The sequence below is a fragment of the Arthrobacter sp. U41 genome (genome assembly GCF_001750145.1).
Classification (GTDB): Bacteria; Actinomycetota; Actinomycetes; order Actinomycetales; family Micrococcaceae; genus Arthrobacter.
Window position 1 is genome coordinate 71630 of record NZ_CP015732.1, and the last position, 16932, is coordinate 88561.

Below are 16932 nucleotides of genomic sequence, written 5' to 3' on the forward strand. Positions count from 1 at the left end.
AGGGACGGGGCCTCATGGCGTCGAAGCAAGAGATCCGGGCCGGACACCGGGCCAGGCGTGCCGCATTGACGCAGGCGGATCTGGAAAGCGCCGGAGCCGGCATTGCCATGCACGGGCTCGCCTGGGCTTCGGGCCTGACCGGCGGCAACGCAGGCACTTTCGCCGCCTACCTTGGTGTGGGTTCCGAGCCGCCCACCCTTCCCCTGCTGGCAGCATTGCACGGCGCGGGGCACCGCATCCTGCTGCCGGCCTGCGAAACAGGGCTGGGGCTGAGCTGGGTGTACTGGACGCCGGCCTCAGAATACGCCCGGAGCCGCTACGCACCGATCCAGGAGCCCGCCGGGGAACGCCACGACACAAACGTCATGCGGAACGCCGACGGCATCTTCCTGCCTGCCACCGCCGTCGACGCGTCCGGCAACCGGATCGGCCAAGGCGGCGGCTACTACGACAAGTTCCTGGCCGCCCTGTCCGCCGTCATCCCCTCCGGGACCCGGGCGTCCGACGGCGGGCCGCTGCCTTCGCTGCCGACCGCCGCCGTCGTGTACGACGGCGAGGTGCTTCCCGCCGGCAGCATCCCGGCAGAGTCCTTCGACCGGAAGGTGGCCGCCGCCCTGACCCCGGGCGGTTTGCTCCGGTTGCAGCCCTAGGGCTCATGGGGACTCCCTGCCGGGGTGATAGAATTAGCACTCAGGCCCTGCGACTGCTAAGGGACGGATTCTGCCGGTAGCTATTTCGGCACCGATCCCGACCGGACAGCACGGGACCTGCTCGTTTGTCCCAGAGGAGGATTTCCAGTGCCCACGTATGCATACGCCTGCAAGGACTGCAGCCACGCCTTCGAGATCGTGCAGTCGTTCACCGACAGCTCCCTCACGTCCTGCCCGGAGTGCCAGGGAACCCTTCGCAAGAAGTTCAACAGCGTTGGCGTCGTCTTCAAGGGATCCGGCTTCTACCGGAACGACTCCCGCGACTCCAAGGGCAGCACAGTGGCTCCGGCTCCGGCTCCCGCCCCGGCAGCAACGCCCGCGCCCGCCGCCGCTTCCGCTTCCGCAAGCTAGGTACTGCGGGGGCTACGGCCGCCCCTACCTTGCTCACTGAGGGTCCGCGGCCGCGGCGCAGTACTTTGCCTGCCCCGGCAGATTTGTCCACATAGCCGCAACCGCGCCTGCCCGATGTCCGCGCGGATGCGTAGCGTCGGGGTATGGCCGCCCCAGCAATTCCCGCCCCGCCCTTCGGGATCATCCCCGCGGCGTTCCTTCCTGTCTTGTTCCGTGGTTCAGCGCGCCGATCATCGTTTCTCCGGGTCGGCCGTTCCGCTGGGCGCCGCTCACCACGGTCGAACTCGGGAAGCCCTCCGCACGGGCCGGGACCCGCTGTCCGGACGTTCCGACGGCGGCTGCTCCGCTGGCTGGCCAGGCAGCGGCGCCTGGCGGTGGCTTTGCTGCTCTGCCTCGCGGCCGGCCTCACGGTTCAACAGCTGACACCGGCCCCTGCCGACACCGTCCCAGCCTTCGCCGCGGCACGGGACCTTCCGGCCGGGAAAATGCTCGGCCCGGACGATCTGACGGTTCTGAGCGTTCCCCGCAGCCTCGTCCCCGCCGGCAGCTATGGCAGCACTGATTCTTTGCAGGGCACGCAGCTTGCCGTGGCCCTTCGCAAGGGCCAGTTGCTCTCTGACTCCCAGCTCCTTGGGCCCGGGCTGCTGGCGGGAAGCCCGCCGGGGTCTGCCGCCGTGCCACTGCGGATGGCAGATCCGGCCTCAATCCAGTTGCTCTCCCCCGGTCAGCTCGTCAACGTTGTGATGACCAACGGTAACGGCTTTGACCAGCCGGCGACCTCGCACGTGCTCGCCGCCGCGGTGCCGGTGCTGTGGACCTCCGGGCAGGCCAGCGAGGCCGGCCAATGGCTGGCGGCCGGGGAAACCGAGGGACTCATGGTTGTGGCTGCCGATGCCGAGCAGGCACGCCGTCTGGCAGGCGCTTCCAACCAGGGAAAGCTGTACTTCGTCCTGGTGGGGGCCGCTCATGGCTAAGAGCCGCCCCCGGCCGAAGGTTCGCCCGAGCCCGTTCCGGCGCGGCGCCAAGGCAGGGACGTCCTTAGCCCCAGTGCGGGGGTTTCTGTTCCTCAAGCCAGGAGTCATGGTCGTAGCCGCCGGGCTCGTCGCCCCAGCGCCGCGGGTCGTCCTCCGCGGCCTTGTTCGGCAGCACGCCGGCCGCGACTGCCGCCGGGGCGGCCGTCTGCGGTGCGCCGTTCCTGCCGCCCTCCTGCGCTTCGCCGTTGCTCTGCGCTTCGCCGTTGTTCTGTGCTTCGCCGTTGTCCCGGCTATCGCTGTCTGTGTACATGCCGCCGGCCTCCTTGCTGCCCTGATCCGTCCTGTTCTGTTGCGCGCTGTCCGGCCGTCCGGACGGGGCCCGCCCCTCCGAGGCCTGCGCTTCGCTGACCAGGTTCTCGACGTCGTCGTCGAAGAAACCCGGCGACGCCGGCTTCCGGTGCGTCACCGCAGGCTTTTCCAGGCCCAGGTATCCGCCGATCCGGTCGGCACAGGCCGAAGGATCGGTGAAGACCTCTATGGTCCATAGTGGCATGTAGCGCCAGCCGAGCCGCTCCAGGAGCTGCGGGCGGAGCCTGCTGCGTTCACGGACGGTCAGGCGGCGGTACTGCTCGGTGCCGTCGGACTCAATCGCCACGGGACGGGGAATCTCGGCGTCGTCCTGCCCGATCGTGCTCAGCGGGTCGGCCGCGGCCACCATGTTCAAAACGCCGTCGTACTGGTGCCAGACCCGGGCGCCGCGGGCCCGCAGCCGATCGCCGAGATCCGCCACGAGCGGGTCCGCTCCCAGTGCCTGCTCGCTGGCGGCCGCCCGCGATGCCGGGCTGCCAAGATCTGTGTTGCCTGCGATTTCACGATCCAGCAGCTCATAGAAGTCAACCGCGCCGTGGCTCAGCCGGGTCACGTCTAGGTCCTCGGGACGGAAGCAACTGAGCACGTGCAGGGACCGGCGTGCCCTCGTCATGGCGAGGGCAAACTTGGCCCGTCCGCCGTCCGCGGACAGCGGGCCCAGGTTGTGGAGCGCGCGCCCGTGCGGGGTGCGGCCGTAGCCGGGAGAGAAAATAATGTGGTCGCGGACCAAGCCCTGCGCGCGTTCCAGGTCCACGACCCGGAAGGATTCGTCCCCGGCAGTGAAGAAACTGGCCAGCAGCGGATAGTTGGGCAGCTGCAGCCGGATCGACTCGCCGATGCGGGCTGCATGCCGCAGGCTGCCGGTAACAACGGCGAGCGACGTCCGCGGCCGCAACCGGGCGTGTTCGAAGACAAGCTCCACGGCGCGGTTCACCTCGGCGACCACCGATTCGACACCGTCCTGGTCCGCGCTGGGCAGTCCCGTGCCATCCGGCAGGTACTCCACCGAGAGGGCGCGGTCCAGCCCGGTGGCCGACTGGCCCTCCGGCAAGCGCCGCAGTCCGCCGTCGTAGAAGCCCTTGCTCAGCTGCCGGACCAGGTCCTCATCCACGGCGCGGTAAACGGTTCTCAGGTTCCAGACGGGCAGCACGGCGGCCAGCGCCTTGTAGGCGCTCTCCACCCCCTGGTGGGAGCTCTCGCCGGCGGCAAGCCGCTCCACACCGACGGTGAAGGTCCGCGGGCTGGCGATACGGTCGTCGCCAAAGGCAATAACCTGCTTGGCGCGGGCGATGGCCGGCAGGACAGCCTGCAGCGACGTCGCCTCGGCGTCGAGGATGACAACGGCGTCGAACCGCTGCTCCACCGGCAAGACCGCAGTCATGAGGTAGGGGCTGACCGACCACACCGGCACCAGCATCGGCAGCAGTTCCGCGGCCTGGCCGGTCAGGGCGGACAAGGTGACCCGTCCGTCCTTGAGCAGGCTGCGCAGCAGTTCGGCCTGGCGCGGGTACTCCGCGAGAGCCGCCCGCCAGCGTTCGGCCAGCTTCCAGCGCAGCCGGGCGGCACCACTGGCGATGTGGGCGTTGTCCGCGAGACGGTACTCGGCCTCGAGCTGACGCAGGGCGTCGCCGTCGGACATGGCCAGATAGTCGTCGCCGCTGATCATGGCTTCCAGGGCGGACTGCCACCATGCGAGCTCCAGCTCCGCGGCCACCGATTCGGCGGGTACCTCGCGCTCGGCAAGATCGGCGAGGAGTTCACCGAGGCCATGTTCGCGCATGTTCTCCACCAGGAGCGTCCGCTCCGGCAGGGTCTCTAGCGTCCCGGTGTCGGCAACCAGCCGCGCCAGCCGCTCCATAAGTTCTTCATACGGCGTTCCGTGCAGCTCGCCGCCTGCCGCGGTATGCCGGACGGCCTGGCCCAGCTCGGCCAGCTCCCCTTCCAGCTCCCGGTACAGGGCGATGATCTCCCCTAGGCCCGACGGCACGGCCGGATGGCGCTGTGTCGTGGCGTAGTCGGACCACGCGGCCCGCTGTTCCTGGACCAGGACGAGGGAGCTGTGCAGGTCGGCGATGTGGACGCCCGGACGGACGTATTCCTTCGCCACCCGGCGCAGGCGGGACCGCTGCATGGACGGCATCTCGATGTTCCGTTCACGCCGCCACGACGAGGCGGCGGTAGCGGAGATCAGATCATGGACCGGACGGTCAAAGATGTCAGCCGTGAATTTGTCGAGGCTTTCGCGCACCGCGACCAGCAGCTCAACCTGATCCCCCCACTCGGCAAAGGTGCGGCCGAGGCGGATCTCGGCGTGTTCGGCGACGCCGTTCATCAGCTCGCGCAGTTGCGGCAGCTTCCCCGCCACGGAGCGGGCAACCTGCTGGGCTTCCTGGGTTTCCTTGCGGGTCAGGAGCCGCGCCCCGTGCCAGGGGCTCGTCGTCGAGGCCCGGCTGAAGCTTCCCAGTTCCGCCGCCCGGCGGAGCCTGCCGGCCAGTTCCTCGCGGTCCCGGATACTGTCCAGCACGCTGCGCTTGAGCCGGACGGTTGTGGCCGGGGCAGGCTGGATGGAAGTCAGCTCGGCCAGCGACTGCATGGCCTCGTAAGGCGAGCAGCCCCAGCGTTGGCGGACGTTGTGCAGTGAGGCGACGTGGTCCCGCAGGGCGTGGCGGTGCTCGATCAAAGTGGTGTGCAGATTGCTGAGCTGGGGCTCGAGGGATTTCTCGTTGCGCACGATCGCCCGGACCAGCTGGCCCTTCAGCTGCAGCGGAGTGGAGTTGCCGGCGAGCTGGAACAGGGTGGAGTCCAGCCCGAGCGTGTCCAGCTGCGCGGAGATCTCGCCCAGGCTGGCGCGCCGGTCCCCCACGACCAGGACGGTCTTGCCCTGGTCGACGAGGGCGCCGATGGTGTTGATGGCGGTCTGGCTCTGGCCGGTGCCCGGCGGGCTGCTGACCACGAGCGAGTCCCCGGCGCGGACGGCGTCGACGACGTACTGCTGGTCGGTGTCGGCGTCGAGCAGCAGCAGTTCATCGGCCGGATCCCGCTCATCGGTGCTCGGGAAGCGCCCGGCCTTGAGCTCGGGAACCACCACCGCCCCGCCACCGGCGGCACGCCCCAGCGCCGCGACCAGGGGATGGCTCTCGTTGATCCACGGATCCTCGAGGCTGCCGGAGAGGTCCGCGAAGGTGGAGACCAGAAGGTTGTGTTCGACCTCGGCGCCGTGGATCGGCTGGATCAGGGTGCCCAGACGGTCGAGGACCGGCTGCGGATCAAATCGGGCGGTGCTGTATGCCATGCGGGTGACGGCGTTGACGTCGAAGACGATCCCGTGGATGGTCTTCAGGTGCCGGATCAGGGCAGGGTTGATCTTGGCCTGTTCGGTCAACTGGAGTTCGTAGTCGTCCTCGCCCGGGCGGACCGTAAGGGAGATGGCGGTCAGCATGACGGGGGCTGAGACGCGCTGCGGCTTGCCTCCGACGGCGGACGTCCAGACGACCGTGCCCGCGGAGAAGTATCCCGCGTCGATACCGCGGTCATTGGTGAGTTCGAAGATTTTGGAGCGCAGATTGCGGGATGCCCGCGCGGCGACAACATACTGCTGGTGGTCACGGATCAGGGTGGAGAGCCGGGTGCGCCGGCCCGCCATCAACTGCGCCAGGCCGGAAGGATGGGCATGGGTCAGGTCGATCGAGCCCTCAGGCGTCTTGGTGAAGCGGAGCATGGTGTCCGCTCCGGTGACGGGTTTGAGTCCCGACAGCCATTTCCTGAGCTCCTCGGAGCCCTCGGGGAGGCCTTGACCAACTGACACTGCTGCCTTCTTTTCTGTACTCGCGTTTACTCTGCTCGAGTTTTCCGTGCCCGCGCGGGACGTCCTGGACCATACCGGCATGCTTTCGAGAGTAGCCCGAATCCGGCGCCTGTGAGACTCCGCAACACTGGCGGGACTCAAATTCGACGCGAATTTCCAGGATCGCAGTTCCCTGCCAAAGCGGCCGCACAAATCCGCGTTGGGAAACATCCCGTCAGACGCAAAGTGGCCGGCTTCCTGAGGAGGCCGGCCACTTCCCTAGCCTGTTACCAGGCTATTCCCATTCGATGGTTCCCGGCGGCTTGCTGGTCACGTCGAGCACCACGCGGTTCACGCCGTCCACCTCGTTGGTGATGCGGTTGGAGATCCTGGCCAGCAGATCGTAGGGCAGCCTCGACCAGTCCGCGGTCATGGCATCCTCGGAGGAGACCGGGCGCAAAACGATCGGGTGGCCGTAGGTGCGGCCATCGCCCTGGACCCCGACGCTGCGGACATCGGCCAGCAGGACGACCGGCATCTGCCAGACCTCTTTGTCCAGTCCGGCAGCGGTCAGTTCCGCCCGCGCAATGGCGTCCGCCTTGCGCAGCAGGTCCAGCCGCTCCTTGGTGACTTCGCCGACGATCCGGATGCCAAGGCCCGGTCCGGGGAACGGCTGGCGTCCCACAATTTCCTGCGGCAGGCCAAGCTGGGCGCCGACGGCACGGACCTCGTCCTTGAACAGGGCGCGAAGCGGTTCGACGAGTTCGAACTGCAGGTCTTCGGGCAGGCCTCCCACGTTGTGGTGGCTCTTGATGTTCGCGGCACCTTCGCCGCCGCCGGATTCGACGACGTCCGGGTACAGGGTGCCCTGCACGAGGAACTTGATCTTTTCGCCGTGGGCGGCCGCCTCGGCGATGATCGCCAACTCCGCTTCCTCGAAGGCGCGGATGAATTCGCGGCCGATGATCTTGCGTTTGGTCTCCGGGTCGCTGACGCCGGCCAGGGCCGACTGGAAGCGCTCCTGCTCGTTGGCGACGTAGAGCTTGACGCCGGTGGCGGCCACGAAGTCGCGTTCGACCTGTTCGGCTTCGCCTTCGCGCAGCAGTCCGTGGTCGACGAAGACACAGGTCAGCTGGTCGCCGACGGCGCGCTGGACGAGGGCGGCGGCGACGGCGGAGTCAACGCCGCCGGACAGGCCGCAAATGACCCGGGCATCGCCGATCTGTTCGCGGATCCGGTCGACCTGCTCCTCGAGGATGTTGCCCGCGGTCCAGTTCGGTTCCAGTCCGGCGCCCTTGAACAGGAAGTTCTCCAGCACCTGCTGGCCGTAGGCCGAGTGCTTGACCTCGGGGTGCCACTGCACGCCGTAGAGGCGTTTCTCCTCATTGGCGAAGGCGGCCACCTCGGCTCCGGCCGTCGTCGCGAGGACCTCAAAGCCTTCCGGGGCCTCGTGCACCGAGTCGCCGTGGCTCATCCAGGTGCTCTGGTGCTGGGGCATGCCGTTCAGGATGGAGCGGCCTTCGCCGAGGGTGGTGGTCTCGGTGGCACCGTACTCGCGGAGCCCGGTCTGGGCCACCTTGCCGCCCAAGGCGTTGGCCATGGCCTGGAAGCCGTAGCAGATACCGAAGACCGGCACCCCTGCTTCGAACAGCTCCGCGCCGACACTGGGGGCACCTTCGGCGTAGACGCTCGCGGGGCCGCCGGAGAGAATGATCGCGGCGGGATTCTTGGCCAGCAGTTGCTCGGTGCTGTAGGTATGCGGAACCACTTCCGAATACACATTCGCTTCCCGGACGCGGCGGGCGATCAGCTGCGCGTACTGGGCACCGTAGTCAACAACCAGCACGGGCTTGTGGGAGGTCTGGGATGCAGTGGGAGTAGTCACCGTACCAGCCTACTTTGCGGCGCGGTCCGCCCGCACATTGAGAACCCGGCCCGGGGCCGGAAAGGGCCGCCGGGTAAGCGAACTCACATGGGTTGCCCGACGGCGGCCGGGCGGGCCGGGCGGCACGCGGTGGCGCTCAGTAGCGCCGGGGGGCCTGCGGGTTGGCGGCCAGTTCGGCCTCCACCTCGGCGTGGAACTTCTTCTCCACGAAAAAGGACAGGAACGGCACCACGCCGCCGAGCGCCAGGATGATCATCTTCGCGAACGGCCAGCGCATCAGCGACCAGAGGCGGAAGTTGGACATGAGGTACACCACGTACATCCAGCCGTGCACGATCAGGACCGCGACGGAAAGGTTCACGCCGCCGATGACCCCCGGCGGCTCGGCGTCGGCGAAGCCGAGGCCGAACGGTTCACCGGTGACGGCGTTGGTCCCGCCGGCGAAGAGGTACTGGCCGAAGGCGTACCGGGCGACCAGTTCGGCGCAGAGCAGGAGCAGCATGGCGCCGGTCATGTACGCAAGCACCTTGTAGAACTTCAACGCCGAACGGATCTGGGCCTCGGTTCCGCCAAAGCGCCGCTTCTTACCGCCTGCGCTTCCGGTTGCGTTGGACTGCTGCGGCTGGACGGCAGGCTGGGGCTCGATCATGATTGCACTTTCGGTTCGGAGGGGTGCGGTTCTTTGGGGCCAGGTTCCGGGACGTGCTGCGCCGCGGCTTCCTGCTCCTCGTCGAGGGCGTCCTCGAGCCCGCGGCGGTAGTCGTCCTTGACCAGGCGCCACCAGATGAACAGGGCGAAGCCGGCGAACACGACCCATTCCGCGGCGTAGAAGAGGTTCAGCCAGTTGACCTTCGCGGCGGGTGGCTGGGGCCCGACGTCCAGCGGCTTAATCGCGCCGCCGGACGCGGCGGCACTGACATCGCTGCCGCCGGCAAGCTCGGAGCTCGCGGCAACAAAGCCGGGGTAGCTGCTGATTTCCCAGACATTGATGAGTTCCGCCACGGAGACGGCGCTGGCCCGTCCGGGACCGGCGTCGGTGTCGGTCAGCGGGGCTTCGGACGGCAGCAGCCGCCCGGTCAGTTCAATGATGCCCGACGGCGGGGCGGCGGCGTCCGCGGGGTCCGCGACCCAGCCGCGGGCGACGGGGATCCACGTCTGCGGTGAGGCGCCCGCTCCGGTGAGGACCGGGGCGTCGTTGACGGCCAGGGCCGAGATAATCCAGTAGCCGGTGGCGCCGTCGTTCAGGCGGCCCGGGACCAGGACCTGCTTCTGCGGATCGTAGCTGCCGGTGGCGGTCACGATCTGGTCGGCCACCGTCCCCGGGAAGAAGTTCCCGGGTTGGAGCACCGTGGTGAGCGGTTTGGGCTCCTCGGTCGTGGTGGCGACCGTCACCTCGGGCTGGCTCGAGCGGCCGAACTGCCACTGGCTGAGCAGGACAAACACCCCGGAAACGACGATCGCGAACACCAGTCCGGCGATCCAGCGGGGTTTGAGGGCAGTTTTCAGCACTCCTTAACCGTACTTCGTCGGCGCGTAGAACAACGAAACGGAGTGTGGGCCGAAGGCCTGCCCTAGTGGTCGAAGAAGACCAGGCTGGAGTTGATGAGTTCCGCGATCACTTCGGCGTCGTAGGCACGGCGGAGCGATTCGCGGAACGATTCCTTCGACAATGACCGGGCGAGGGTGGCCAGGACTTCGAGGTGCTCGGAGAAGGAGCTGGCCGGGGTCGCGATCAGGAGGACCACCGTGGCGGGCCCGTCGGCGGCGCCGAAGTCCAGCGCCCTGCCGTACTTCGTGATACCGACGGCGATCGAGGTCCGGGAGACGAATTCACTGCGCGCGTGGGGCAGGCCGATGCCGCCCGGCAGGCCGGTGGCCAGCTGGTGTTCCCGGGCGTTGACGTGCCTGAGGAAACCCTCAAGATCCGAAATGCGTCCGGCGGCATGCATCCGTTCCGCCAACTGGGTGGCGGCGTCGAACTTGTCGGTGGCGTCCATCTCGAGGATCACCATGTCGGGGGTGGTGAGCTCGGCGTCATACCGGTCCAGTGGTTCCGCCAAGAGTTTTCCCTTCGAAGTGGCGTCGGTCCGCCGGCAGGCTCGGGTCGAGGCTGCCGGCGGACGCTGCCGGTCAACGCAGCGGAACGATGTCCTCGACGCCCAGTCGTGCTGCGTCAGCGGATTCGTCGTCCGGCTGCTCCTGGCTAAGCCGTTCGGCGTCGACCCTGGCCAGGTAGTGCTTGATTTCGCCCTCGCGCTGCGCATCGCTCCAGCCGAGGACCTCTCCCATCAGTTTAGCGACTACCGGTGCGGCGGACACACCGCGGTCCCAGGCCTCGATGGAGATCCGGGTCCGTCGGGTCAGCACGTCCTGCACATGGCGGGCGCCCTCGTGGGTGGCGGCATACACGGCTTCGGCGGCAAGGTAGTCGTCCGCGCCGGGCAGCGGTTCGCCAAGTTCCGGGTTCTCCGTGATCAGAGCCAGCACCTCAGGGGCCATCGAACCGTAACGGTTCAGCAGGTGCTCGACCCGCGCCACGTGGACCCCGGTCTCCTCGGCCATCCGGTTCCGTTTGTTCCACGCGGCCTTGAATCCGCTGGCGCCCAGCAGCGGGATGGATTCCGTGCAGCTGGGCGGAACGCGTTCGTCCATGCTGCGGGTCGCCTCATCGACGGCGTCCTTGGCCATCACCCGGTATGTGGTCCATTTGCCGCCGGCCACCACAACGAGCCCGGGGACCGGGTGGGCCACGACGTGTTCGCGGGAAAGTTTGGCGGTGGAGTCGTTCTCCCCCGCCAGCAGCGGGCGGAGCCCGGCGTAGACCCCTTCGACGTCTTCCCGGGTGAGCGGGCGCTTCAGGACCTTGTTCACATGCTCGAGGATGTAGTCGATGTCCTTGCTCGACGCTGCCGGGTGGGCCTTGTCGAGGTGCCAGTCGGTGTCGGTGGTGCCGATGATCCAGTGCCGGCCCCAGGGGATGACGAAAAGGACGGATTTCTCGGTCCGCAGGATCAGCCCCACGGTCGACTGGAAGCGGTCCCGCGGCACGACGAGGTGGATGCCCTTGGAGGCGCGGACCTTCAGCTGGCCCCGGTCGGTGACCATCGCCTGGGTTTCGTCGGTCCAGACCCCGGTGGCGTTGATGACCTGTTTGGCCCTGATGTTGAAGCTGGAACCATCCTCGTGGTTAACGACTTTGGCGCCCACCACACGTTCGCCCTCGCGCAGGAAGTCGACCACGGACATCTGGTTCACCGCGTGGGCCCCGTAGTAGGCCGCTGTGCGCACCAGGTTGGCGCAGTACTTGGCATCGTCGACCTGGCCGTCGTAGTAGCGGATGGATCCGACGAAGGCGTCGTCCTTGAGGCTCGGCGCGGCCCGCAGCGTCCCGCGGCGGCTCAGGTGCTTGTGGAACGGCACGCCCCGGCGCTGCCCGGTGGAAATGGACATGGCGTCGTAGAGGGCGATGCCGGCGCCCACGTAGGGCCGTTCGAAGAAGGGTTTGGTGAGCGGATACAGGAAGGGAACCGGCCGGGCCAGGTGCGGGGCGAGCGCTGAGAGGATCAGCCCGCGCTCATGCAGCGCCTCCTTGACCAGGGCAAAGTCGAGCATTTCCAGGTAGCGGAGGCCGCCGTGGATGAGCTTCGAGGAGCGGGAGGAGGTGCCAGCGGCCCAGTCGTTCGCCTCGACGATGCCGACGCTCAGGCCGCGCGTGATGGCATCCAGGGCGGCGCCGGTGCCCACGATTCCTCCGCCGACAATCAGGATGTCAAGTTCCTTGCCGGGGCCGGTGGTGCCCCGGAGTGCCGCCAGTGACGCTTCGCGCTCCGCAGGCCCCAGGGCACCTCCGGCCCTGGGAGAACCGCCGGGATAACTGTTCATGTCACGCCTCCATCCGCATCAAAGCTCGTAGTGCACCACACTACTTCCAACTTCCCCGGATGGGCAGGGGGCGTTCAGTTGCCGGAATAGGGCGAAACGACGACGTCGACGCGCTGGAATTCCTTCAGGTCCGAATAGCCTGTGGTGGCCATGGAACGGCGCAGCGCACCGATCAGGTTTGACGTTCCGTTGGTGTGGTGGCCCGGCCCGAAGAGGACCTCCTCGAGGGAACCGACGGTGCCGACGTTGACCCTGTCACCGCGGGGAAGTTCCAGGTGGTGCGCTTCCTGGCCCCAGTGCCAGCCCTTGCCCGGGGCTTCTTCGGCGCGGGCGAGGGCGCTGCCCAGCATGACGGCGTCGGCGCCCATGGCGATGGCCTTGACGATGTCGCCGGAGGATCCCATGCCGCCGTCGGCAATCACGTGGACGTAGCGTCCGCCGGACTCATCCATGTAGTCGCGGCGGGCAGCGGCGACGTCGGAGATGGCGGAGGCCATGGGCGAGTGGATGCCGAGCGCGCGGCGGGTGGTGCTGGTGGCGCCGCCGCCGAAGCCGACCAGCACGCCGGCGGCACCGGTGCGCATGAGGTGCAGGGCCGGGGTATAGCCGGCGGCCCCGCCGACGATCACAGGGACGTCGAGTTCGTAGATGAACTGCTTGAGGTTCAGCGGCTCGTGGTCCTTGGAGACATGCTCGGCCGAAACCGTGGTGCCCCGGATCACGAAGATGTCGACGCCGGCGGCCACGACGGTCTTGTAGTGCTCCTGGGTCCGCTGCGGGGTGAGGGAGCCGGCGACCGTGACACCCGCCGCGCGGATCTCCGCGAGCCTGGTGGTGATCAGCTCCGGCTGGATCGGTGCCTGGTAGAGCTCCTGCATGCGCCGCGTGACGGCCGGGCTGTTGGTCTCGTCCTGCAGCGCGCCGATCTGGTCCAGCACGGACTGCGGGTCCTCATACCTGGTCCAGAGGCCCTCAAGGTCGAGCACGCCGAGGCCGCCGAGACGGCCCAGGGTGATCACGGTTTCCGGCGACATGGCCGAATCCATGGGAGCCGCGATGACAGGCATGTCGAACTTGTAGGCGTCGATCTGCCAGGCGACCGACACATCCTTAGGGTCACGCGTACGTCGGTTGGGGACGATCGCAATGTCATCCAGGGAGTAGGCACGACGCCCACGCTTGCCACGGCCAATCTCAATCTCGTAAGTCACTGCTCTAGGTTATCCCAGCCGCGGCATCGGCCACGGACCCGGCGGGACCGTGGCCGGCGCCGGACTCGACGCGGAGGATCTGCTGGCCGGCCTTGGCCGGCGGCGCCAGGACGGCCTGGGCTGGCTCACCTCAGCGCCCACCTTCCCTAGACTGGACACAGACCCGTCGCCGGAAAGGCTGCTATGACCACTCAAGACACGCTCTGCAGTCCGACATGAGCGTTCCAGCTTCTTCCCCCGCAGGCCAGCCCGCGCATCCTCTCGATTACTGGGCTTCCCCTGAGCTGGCACGGGTCAGCCCGCCCACGGCGCCCTCCCGTTTGCGGCAGCTGGCTGATGCCCAGGGCACCCTGGCTGCGGCATGGGGCAGCGCCATCGGATCCGGGCCCCTCCTGCTCCTGACCGGAGGATTCGTCTCGGCCATGTCCGGCAACCCCGCCTGGGTGTTGATCCTCGGCGTGCCGGGCGTTGCTTTGACGGTGCTGGGCCTGGTCTCCTGGCAGCGGGTACGTGGCACACTGCCGAACACCAACAGGCTCCTCATCGTCCGTGGCCCGGGGTCGGCGCGCGGCGGCGCCATGATGGTGGCCGTGCTGGCCATCATTCCCGGCAGTCTTCTGGCCACCGCTTTCCCCGGGATCGCTTCGCGGGGAGCTGCGACGCTGGTTGCGGTGAGCGGCGCATATGTACTCTTTGTGGCTCTCCTGGCAGCCTTTATCCTCATCCCGTCGGTGGTCCTGGGACGGGCCCGGCGGTCCTTCCGGCGAAGGATCCAGACGGACCCCGGGCTCCGCACAGCGGTGGAAGGCGATCTGGCCATTTGGCGCGACCCGTACGGCAATGCGGGTTACGGCCCCCTGTAGAGGGCCGCAGGCAGGAGTCCTCCGGGGTGACGGACATCCACCGGATCCTGCTCGCCCCGACCGCCGAGACCGGGGAATTCATCGCGGCGGTCTACAACTTTGACGAGACCCGGGTGCTGGACGTCGCGGCGTCGTGCGGTGCCCGCGGGCGCGCCGGTGGGAAGCAGTCCCCATCGCAGGGCTGACGGGGATGAACTAGTTTTGGGGTTGGAGTCCGGCGGAATAGTGCCCGGAGAATCTATTGGGGGGAATCAATGGCGCCAGGCTTTTACGGGGCGGACGTAGCGCAGCTCCGCGCACTGTCGAAATCGCTGGGGCAATCCGAAAATCGGCTCAAAACCGTTGAATCGAGCGTTAATTCCCTGGTGCAGTCCGCCGTGTGGAAGGGAACGGACGCTGATAAGTTCCGCGCCGAATGGACCAGTTCGCTGCGGCCGATGCTCAACAATGCCTCTGCCACCCTGCGACACTCGTCGCAGCTCCTGCTGGGCCAGGCCAGCGAGCAGGACCAGGCCAGCGGCTCGGGCAGCGCCGTACCGGCCTCCAGCGGAGCCGGGCAAGCGCCGGCCACGGAAGCCGCGGTCCGGAGCTGGGGGGACGCGTTCACCGACCCCAACTACACACACGCGCCGTCCGGAATTGAATGGCTGCTGGAACTGGGCGGCGGGGATGGCAGCGGATCCTCAACGCTCGCAAATGGCCTGAAGTTCGTGGCGGATAAGTTCAACTGGAACATTGACCTTGCGCAGGTAGAGGCCGGCACCAGCAAGTTCTTTGACTTCATGAAGGGCGCCAACCGGCTGCTTGGAGTGCTGGGCGGTGCAATAGGTGCCTTTGACGTCGCATCCGGCATCGCCGGCAAGGACCCATTCCGGATCGCCGACGGCGTCATCGGCGGCGGACTTTCCATCGCCGCAGTTCTCGCCACCGGCACCATAGTCGGAGCACCCGCAGGCGTTGTTCTTGGTGCTGCGGCCCTGGGCTGGGGTGTTCTGGGAATGATGTCCGGGAACGCGCCTGTCACCAAAAGGATCTGGGACTTTGGCGCCGGCGTCGTCGGCGGCGTGAAGGATCTCGCGAGTGGCGCGAAAGACGCCCTCGGGTGGGCCGGCGGTAAGCTCGGTTTCGGCTAGCGCCGGCCACCACCACGATGCCAGCCACCGACTATCCTGAGGAACTGATGCCCGATTCCATGACGCCGGCCGCGCCGGGCCTGCCCGAGGCCGCCTACCGGGTCACGAGCCACGAACTACTCGCCCTGCTGTCTTTCGACCGCAGCGCCGGAACGGCGCTGACCCGGCGCGTCCTTGGGTTGGCGGACCTGCCCGAGGACCACGACCTCGTCCGCGCGGGCATTGGCACCTTGAACATACGGGACGCAGTGGAGATCCGCGGGGAGCAGGTAACCCTGCTGGCCCAGGCACAAGTGCTTGCCCGCATCCTCGCCACATCTTCGCAATGGTTCGACATCACAAGGATTGGCCCTGATTCAGTGTCGCCGTCCTATGTCGTCGACTCCCCCGTGGGCCGCGCTGCAATCCTGCTGCGCCCGCTCAGCGAGTACGTCTGCATCCCCTTGCGCGATGACGTTGACCTGTTCGACTTCGTCGAGTCCACCGTGGACGAGGCTGCGGCGTCGATGGCCGGCGCGGCTGAAGGCATCGTCACGTCGCGCCGGTACCGGGGTACTGCCGACCCCGTCGTGGCGAACCTCAAGGCCCAAAAAAGTGGCTCGTTCCAGCTTGCGGCCGCACCCCTGGATGATCAGGGTCAACTCAGTGTGCGGGACCTCGCAACATCGGAACGTCCCGGTCGCGTGGTGCGGGAAACCCTGGCGGTTACGCGATGACGGGACCGGCCGCGGCTCCGTCGATTGATTCCCCGGAACTCGCCCTCGGCTATGCGCACCGCCGCGCCCGGGTCTTCTTGTCCTGGTGGATGGGCATCGTCTTCGCGTTGCCGGGGGCTGCGCAGGCGCTCGCTGAGTCCGCGACTGGCCAAAGTCCGGAGAACGGCCTTGTTCTCTTGGGCCTCGGGTTGTTCATTTCCGGGGTCGGCTGGCTGGTGACCGTTGCCCCGCGCTTCACCCGCAAGCCGCCGAGGCCGGCATCGGATTTTGCCCGTACCGAACAGTCCATCCGGATCGCCCCCGGCGTCGCCATCGGCTCAACGGCCGTGACACTGGCCATTGTGGTGGCATTCATGACCCTCATGCCCAGGGGAATGTCGCCGGAGGTCCTGCCCGTCCTGGCGATGCTGGCGGCCTGGCCGCTCGCGATCGGGGCAGGCCTGCTTTATTCGCGCCGCCTGCACGCGCAGCGGGAGCACCTGTTCAGGCGGTGGCTTGCGCGCACTGCCGCCGGTCCCGAGACGCCGGGCCCGGCATGACGGGCCCGGACACCGGCGTGGCTCCGGACGCTACGGCGTTGGGTTTCGCCCAGCGCAAATCCTGGGTGTTCTCCGCCTGGTGGTACCCCGCGGTGCTGGCCGTCTCCGGGGCGGTTTATGCCGGACTCGCCCAGGCCCTGGGGCAGAACCCGGAAACGGGAGTTGTCCTGGCAATCCTCGGAGGGGCTGGCTCGACCCTGGGCTGGGCCCTCACGGTCGGGCCCCGGTTCACCCGCAAAGCGCCCAGGCCCGCTGCGGATATCGCGGGCGTGGACCAGGGAATCCGGATCACTCCCGGAATGATCCGGACCATCCTGATCGCCAGCGCCCTGGGTGTTGGCGCCCTGGTCTTGTTCACTCCCGACGGCGGCTCGCCGGAGACTCTGCCGCTGCTGGGCATGCTGGCCGTCTGGCCGCTGGGCCTGGCCGCGGGCCTGGCCCACACCCGGCGGTTCATGCTGGACAGCGCCGGGCTCTACGCGCGATGGCTGGACCGCGGCTAAAGACGGCCGCAC

The 16932-nt window shown here is 67.9% G+C and carries 16 protein-coding genes; 9 read left to right on the forward strand and 7 right to left on the reverse strand.

Features of this window, described 5'->3' with window-relative positions; genetic code table 11:
* The first annotated feature begins 14 nt into the window (after positions 1-14).
* The 3 genes from ASPU41_RS00345 to cpaB all read left to right on the forward strand — a co-directional run bounded on the left by ASPU41_RS00345 (position 15) and on the right by cpaB (position 2035).
* Positions 15-650, forward strand: coding sequence for a 5-formyltetrahydrofolate cyclo-ligase (locus ASPU41_RS00345; RefSeq protein ID WP_069949220.1), 636 nt, complete (start codon positions 15-17; stop codon positions 648-650).
* 147 nt (positions 651-797) lie between these two features.
* Entirely contained in the window at positions 798-1061 is a 264-nt protein-coding gene (locus tag ASPU41_RS00350; RefSeq protein WP_069949221.1) for an FmdB family zinc ribbon protein, read from the forward strand.
* Positions 1062-1435: 374 nt separating this feature from the next.
* Positions 1436-2035, forward strand: coding sequence for a Flp pilus assembly protein CpaB (gene cpaB, locus ASPU41_RS00355; RefSeq protein ID WP_069949222.1), 600 nt, complete (start codon positions 1436-1438; stop codon positions 2033-2035).
* Between the two features lie 64 nt (positions 2036-2099).
* On the opposite strand, the gene ASPU41_RS00360 is transcribed toward cpaB, so the two are convergent.
* The 7 genes from ASPU41_RS00360 to ASPU41_RS00390 form a co-directional block, all read right to left on the reverse strand.
* Positions 2100-6209, reverse strand: coding sequence for an AAA family ATPase (locus ASPU41_RS00360; RefSeq protein ID WP_197515719.1), 4110 nt, complete (start codon positions 6207-6209; stop codon positions 2100-2102).
* Positions 6210-6483: 274 nt separating this feature from the next.
* Positions 6484-8073, reverse strand: coding sequence for a glutamine-hydrolyzing GMP synthase (guaA, locus tag ASPU41_RS00365; RefSeq protein ID WP_069949224.1), 1590 nt, complete (start codon positions 8071-8073; stop codon positions 6484-6486).
* A 136-nt stretch (positions 8074-8209) separates the two neighbouring features.
* Positions 8210-8722, reverse strand: a complete 513-nt coding sequence (locus ASPU41_RS00370) for a DUF3817 domain-containing protein (protein WP_069949225.1) — start codon at positions 8720-8722, stop codon at positions 8210-8212.
* Positions 8719-9582 (reverse strand): SURF1 family protein, encoded by an 864-nt coding sequence (locus ASPU41_RS00375; RefSeq protein ID WP_069949226.1) that lies wholly within the window; start codon positions 9580-9582, stop codon positions 8719-8721. The genes ASPU41_RS00370 and ASPU41_RS00375 overlap by 4 nt, the downstream gene beginning before the upstream one ends.
* Positions 9583-9644: 62 nt before the next feature.
* Entirely contained in the window at positions 9645-10133 is a 489-nt protein-coding gene (locus ASPU41_RS00380; protein ID WP_069949227.1) for a PTS sugar transporter subunit IIA, read from the reverse strand.
* Positions 10134-10203: 70 nt separating this feature from the next.
* Positions 10204-11955, reverse strand: coding sequence for a glycerol-3-phosphate dehydrogenase/oxidase (locus ASPU41_RS00385; RefSeq protein ID WP_069949228.1), 1752 nt, complete (start codon positions 11953-11955; stop codon positions 10204-10206).
* A gap of 74 nt (positions 11956-12029) precedes the next feature.
* Positions 12030-13166, reverse strand: a complete 1137-nt coding sequence (locus tag ASPU41_RS00390) for a GuaB3 family IMP dehydrogenase-related protein (protein WP_069949229.1) — start codon at positions 13164-13166, stop codon at positions 12030-12032.
* 215 nt (positions 13167-13381) lie between these two features.
* Between ASPU41_RS00390 and ASPU41_RS00395 the strand changes: the two genes are divergently transcribed.
* From ASPU41_RS00395 to ASPU41_RS00415, 6 genes are all read left to right on the forward strand, one after another.
* The gene (locus tag ASPU41_RS00395; protein WP_069949230.1) at positions 13382-14029 is read left to right on the forward strand and encodes a hypothetical protein; all 648 of its coding nucleotides are present in this window, start codon (positions 13382-13384) and stop codon (positions 14027-14029) included.
* 26 nt (positions 14030-14055) lie between these two features.
* Complete coding sequence (locus tag ASPU41_RS22450; RefSeq protein WP_157356888.1) at positions 14056-14214, forward strand: hypothetical protein; 159 nt, start codon at positions 14056-14058, stop codon at positions 14212-14214.
* 69 nt (positions 14215-14283) lie between these two features.
* Positions 14284-15162 carry a hypothetical protein gene (locus ASPU41_RS00400; RefSeq protein WP_069949231.1) on the forward strand — a complete coding sequence of 293 codons (879 nt, stop codon included), beginning with the start codon at positions 14284-14286 and terminating at the stop codon, positions 15160-15162.
* A 47-nt stretch (positions 15163-15209) separates the two neighbouring features.
* Complete coding sequence (locus tag ASPU41_RS00405; RefSeq protein WP_069949232.1) at positions 15210-15878, forward strand: hypothetical protein; 669 nt, start codon at positions 15210-15212, stop codon at positions 15876-15878.
* The gene (locus tag ASPU41_RS00410; protein ID WP_069949233.1) at positions 15875-16417 is read left to right on the forward strand and encodes a hypothetical protein; all 543 of its coding nucleotides are present in this window, start codon (positions 15875-15877) and stop codon (positions 16415-16417) included. Before ASPU41_RS00405 ends, ASPU41_RS00410 begins: the two co-directional genes overlap by 4 nt.
* 17 nt (positions 16418-16434) lie before the next feature.
* Positions 16435-16920 carry a hypothetical protein gene (locus tag ASPU41_RS00415; RefSeq protein WP_197515720.1) on the forward strand — a complete coding sequence of 162 codons (486 nt, stop codon included), beginning with the start codon at positions 16435-16437 and terminating at the stop codon, positions 16918-16920.
* Positions 16921-16932 lie beyond the last annotated feature (12 nt).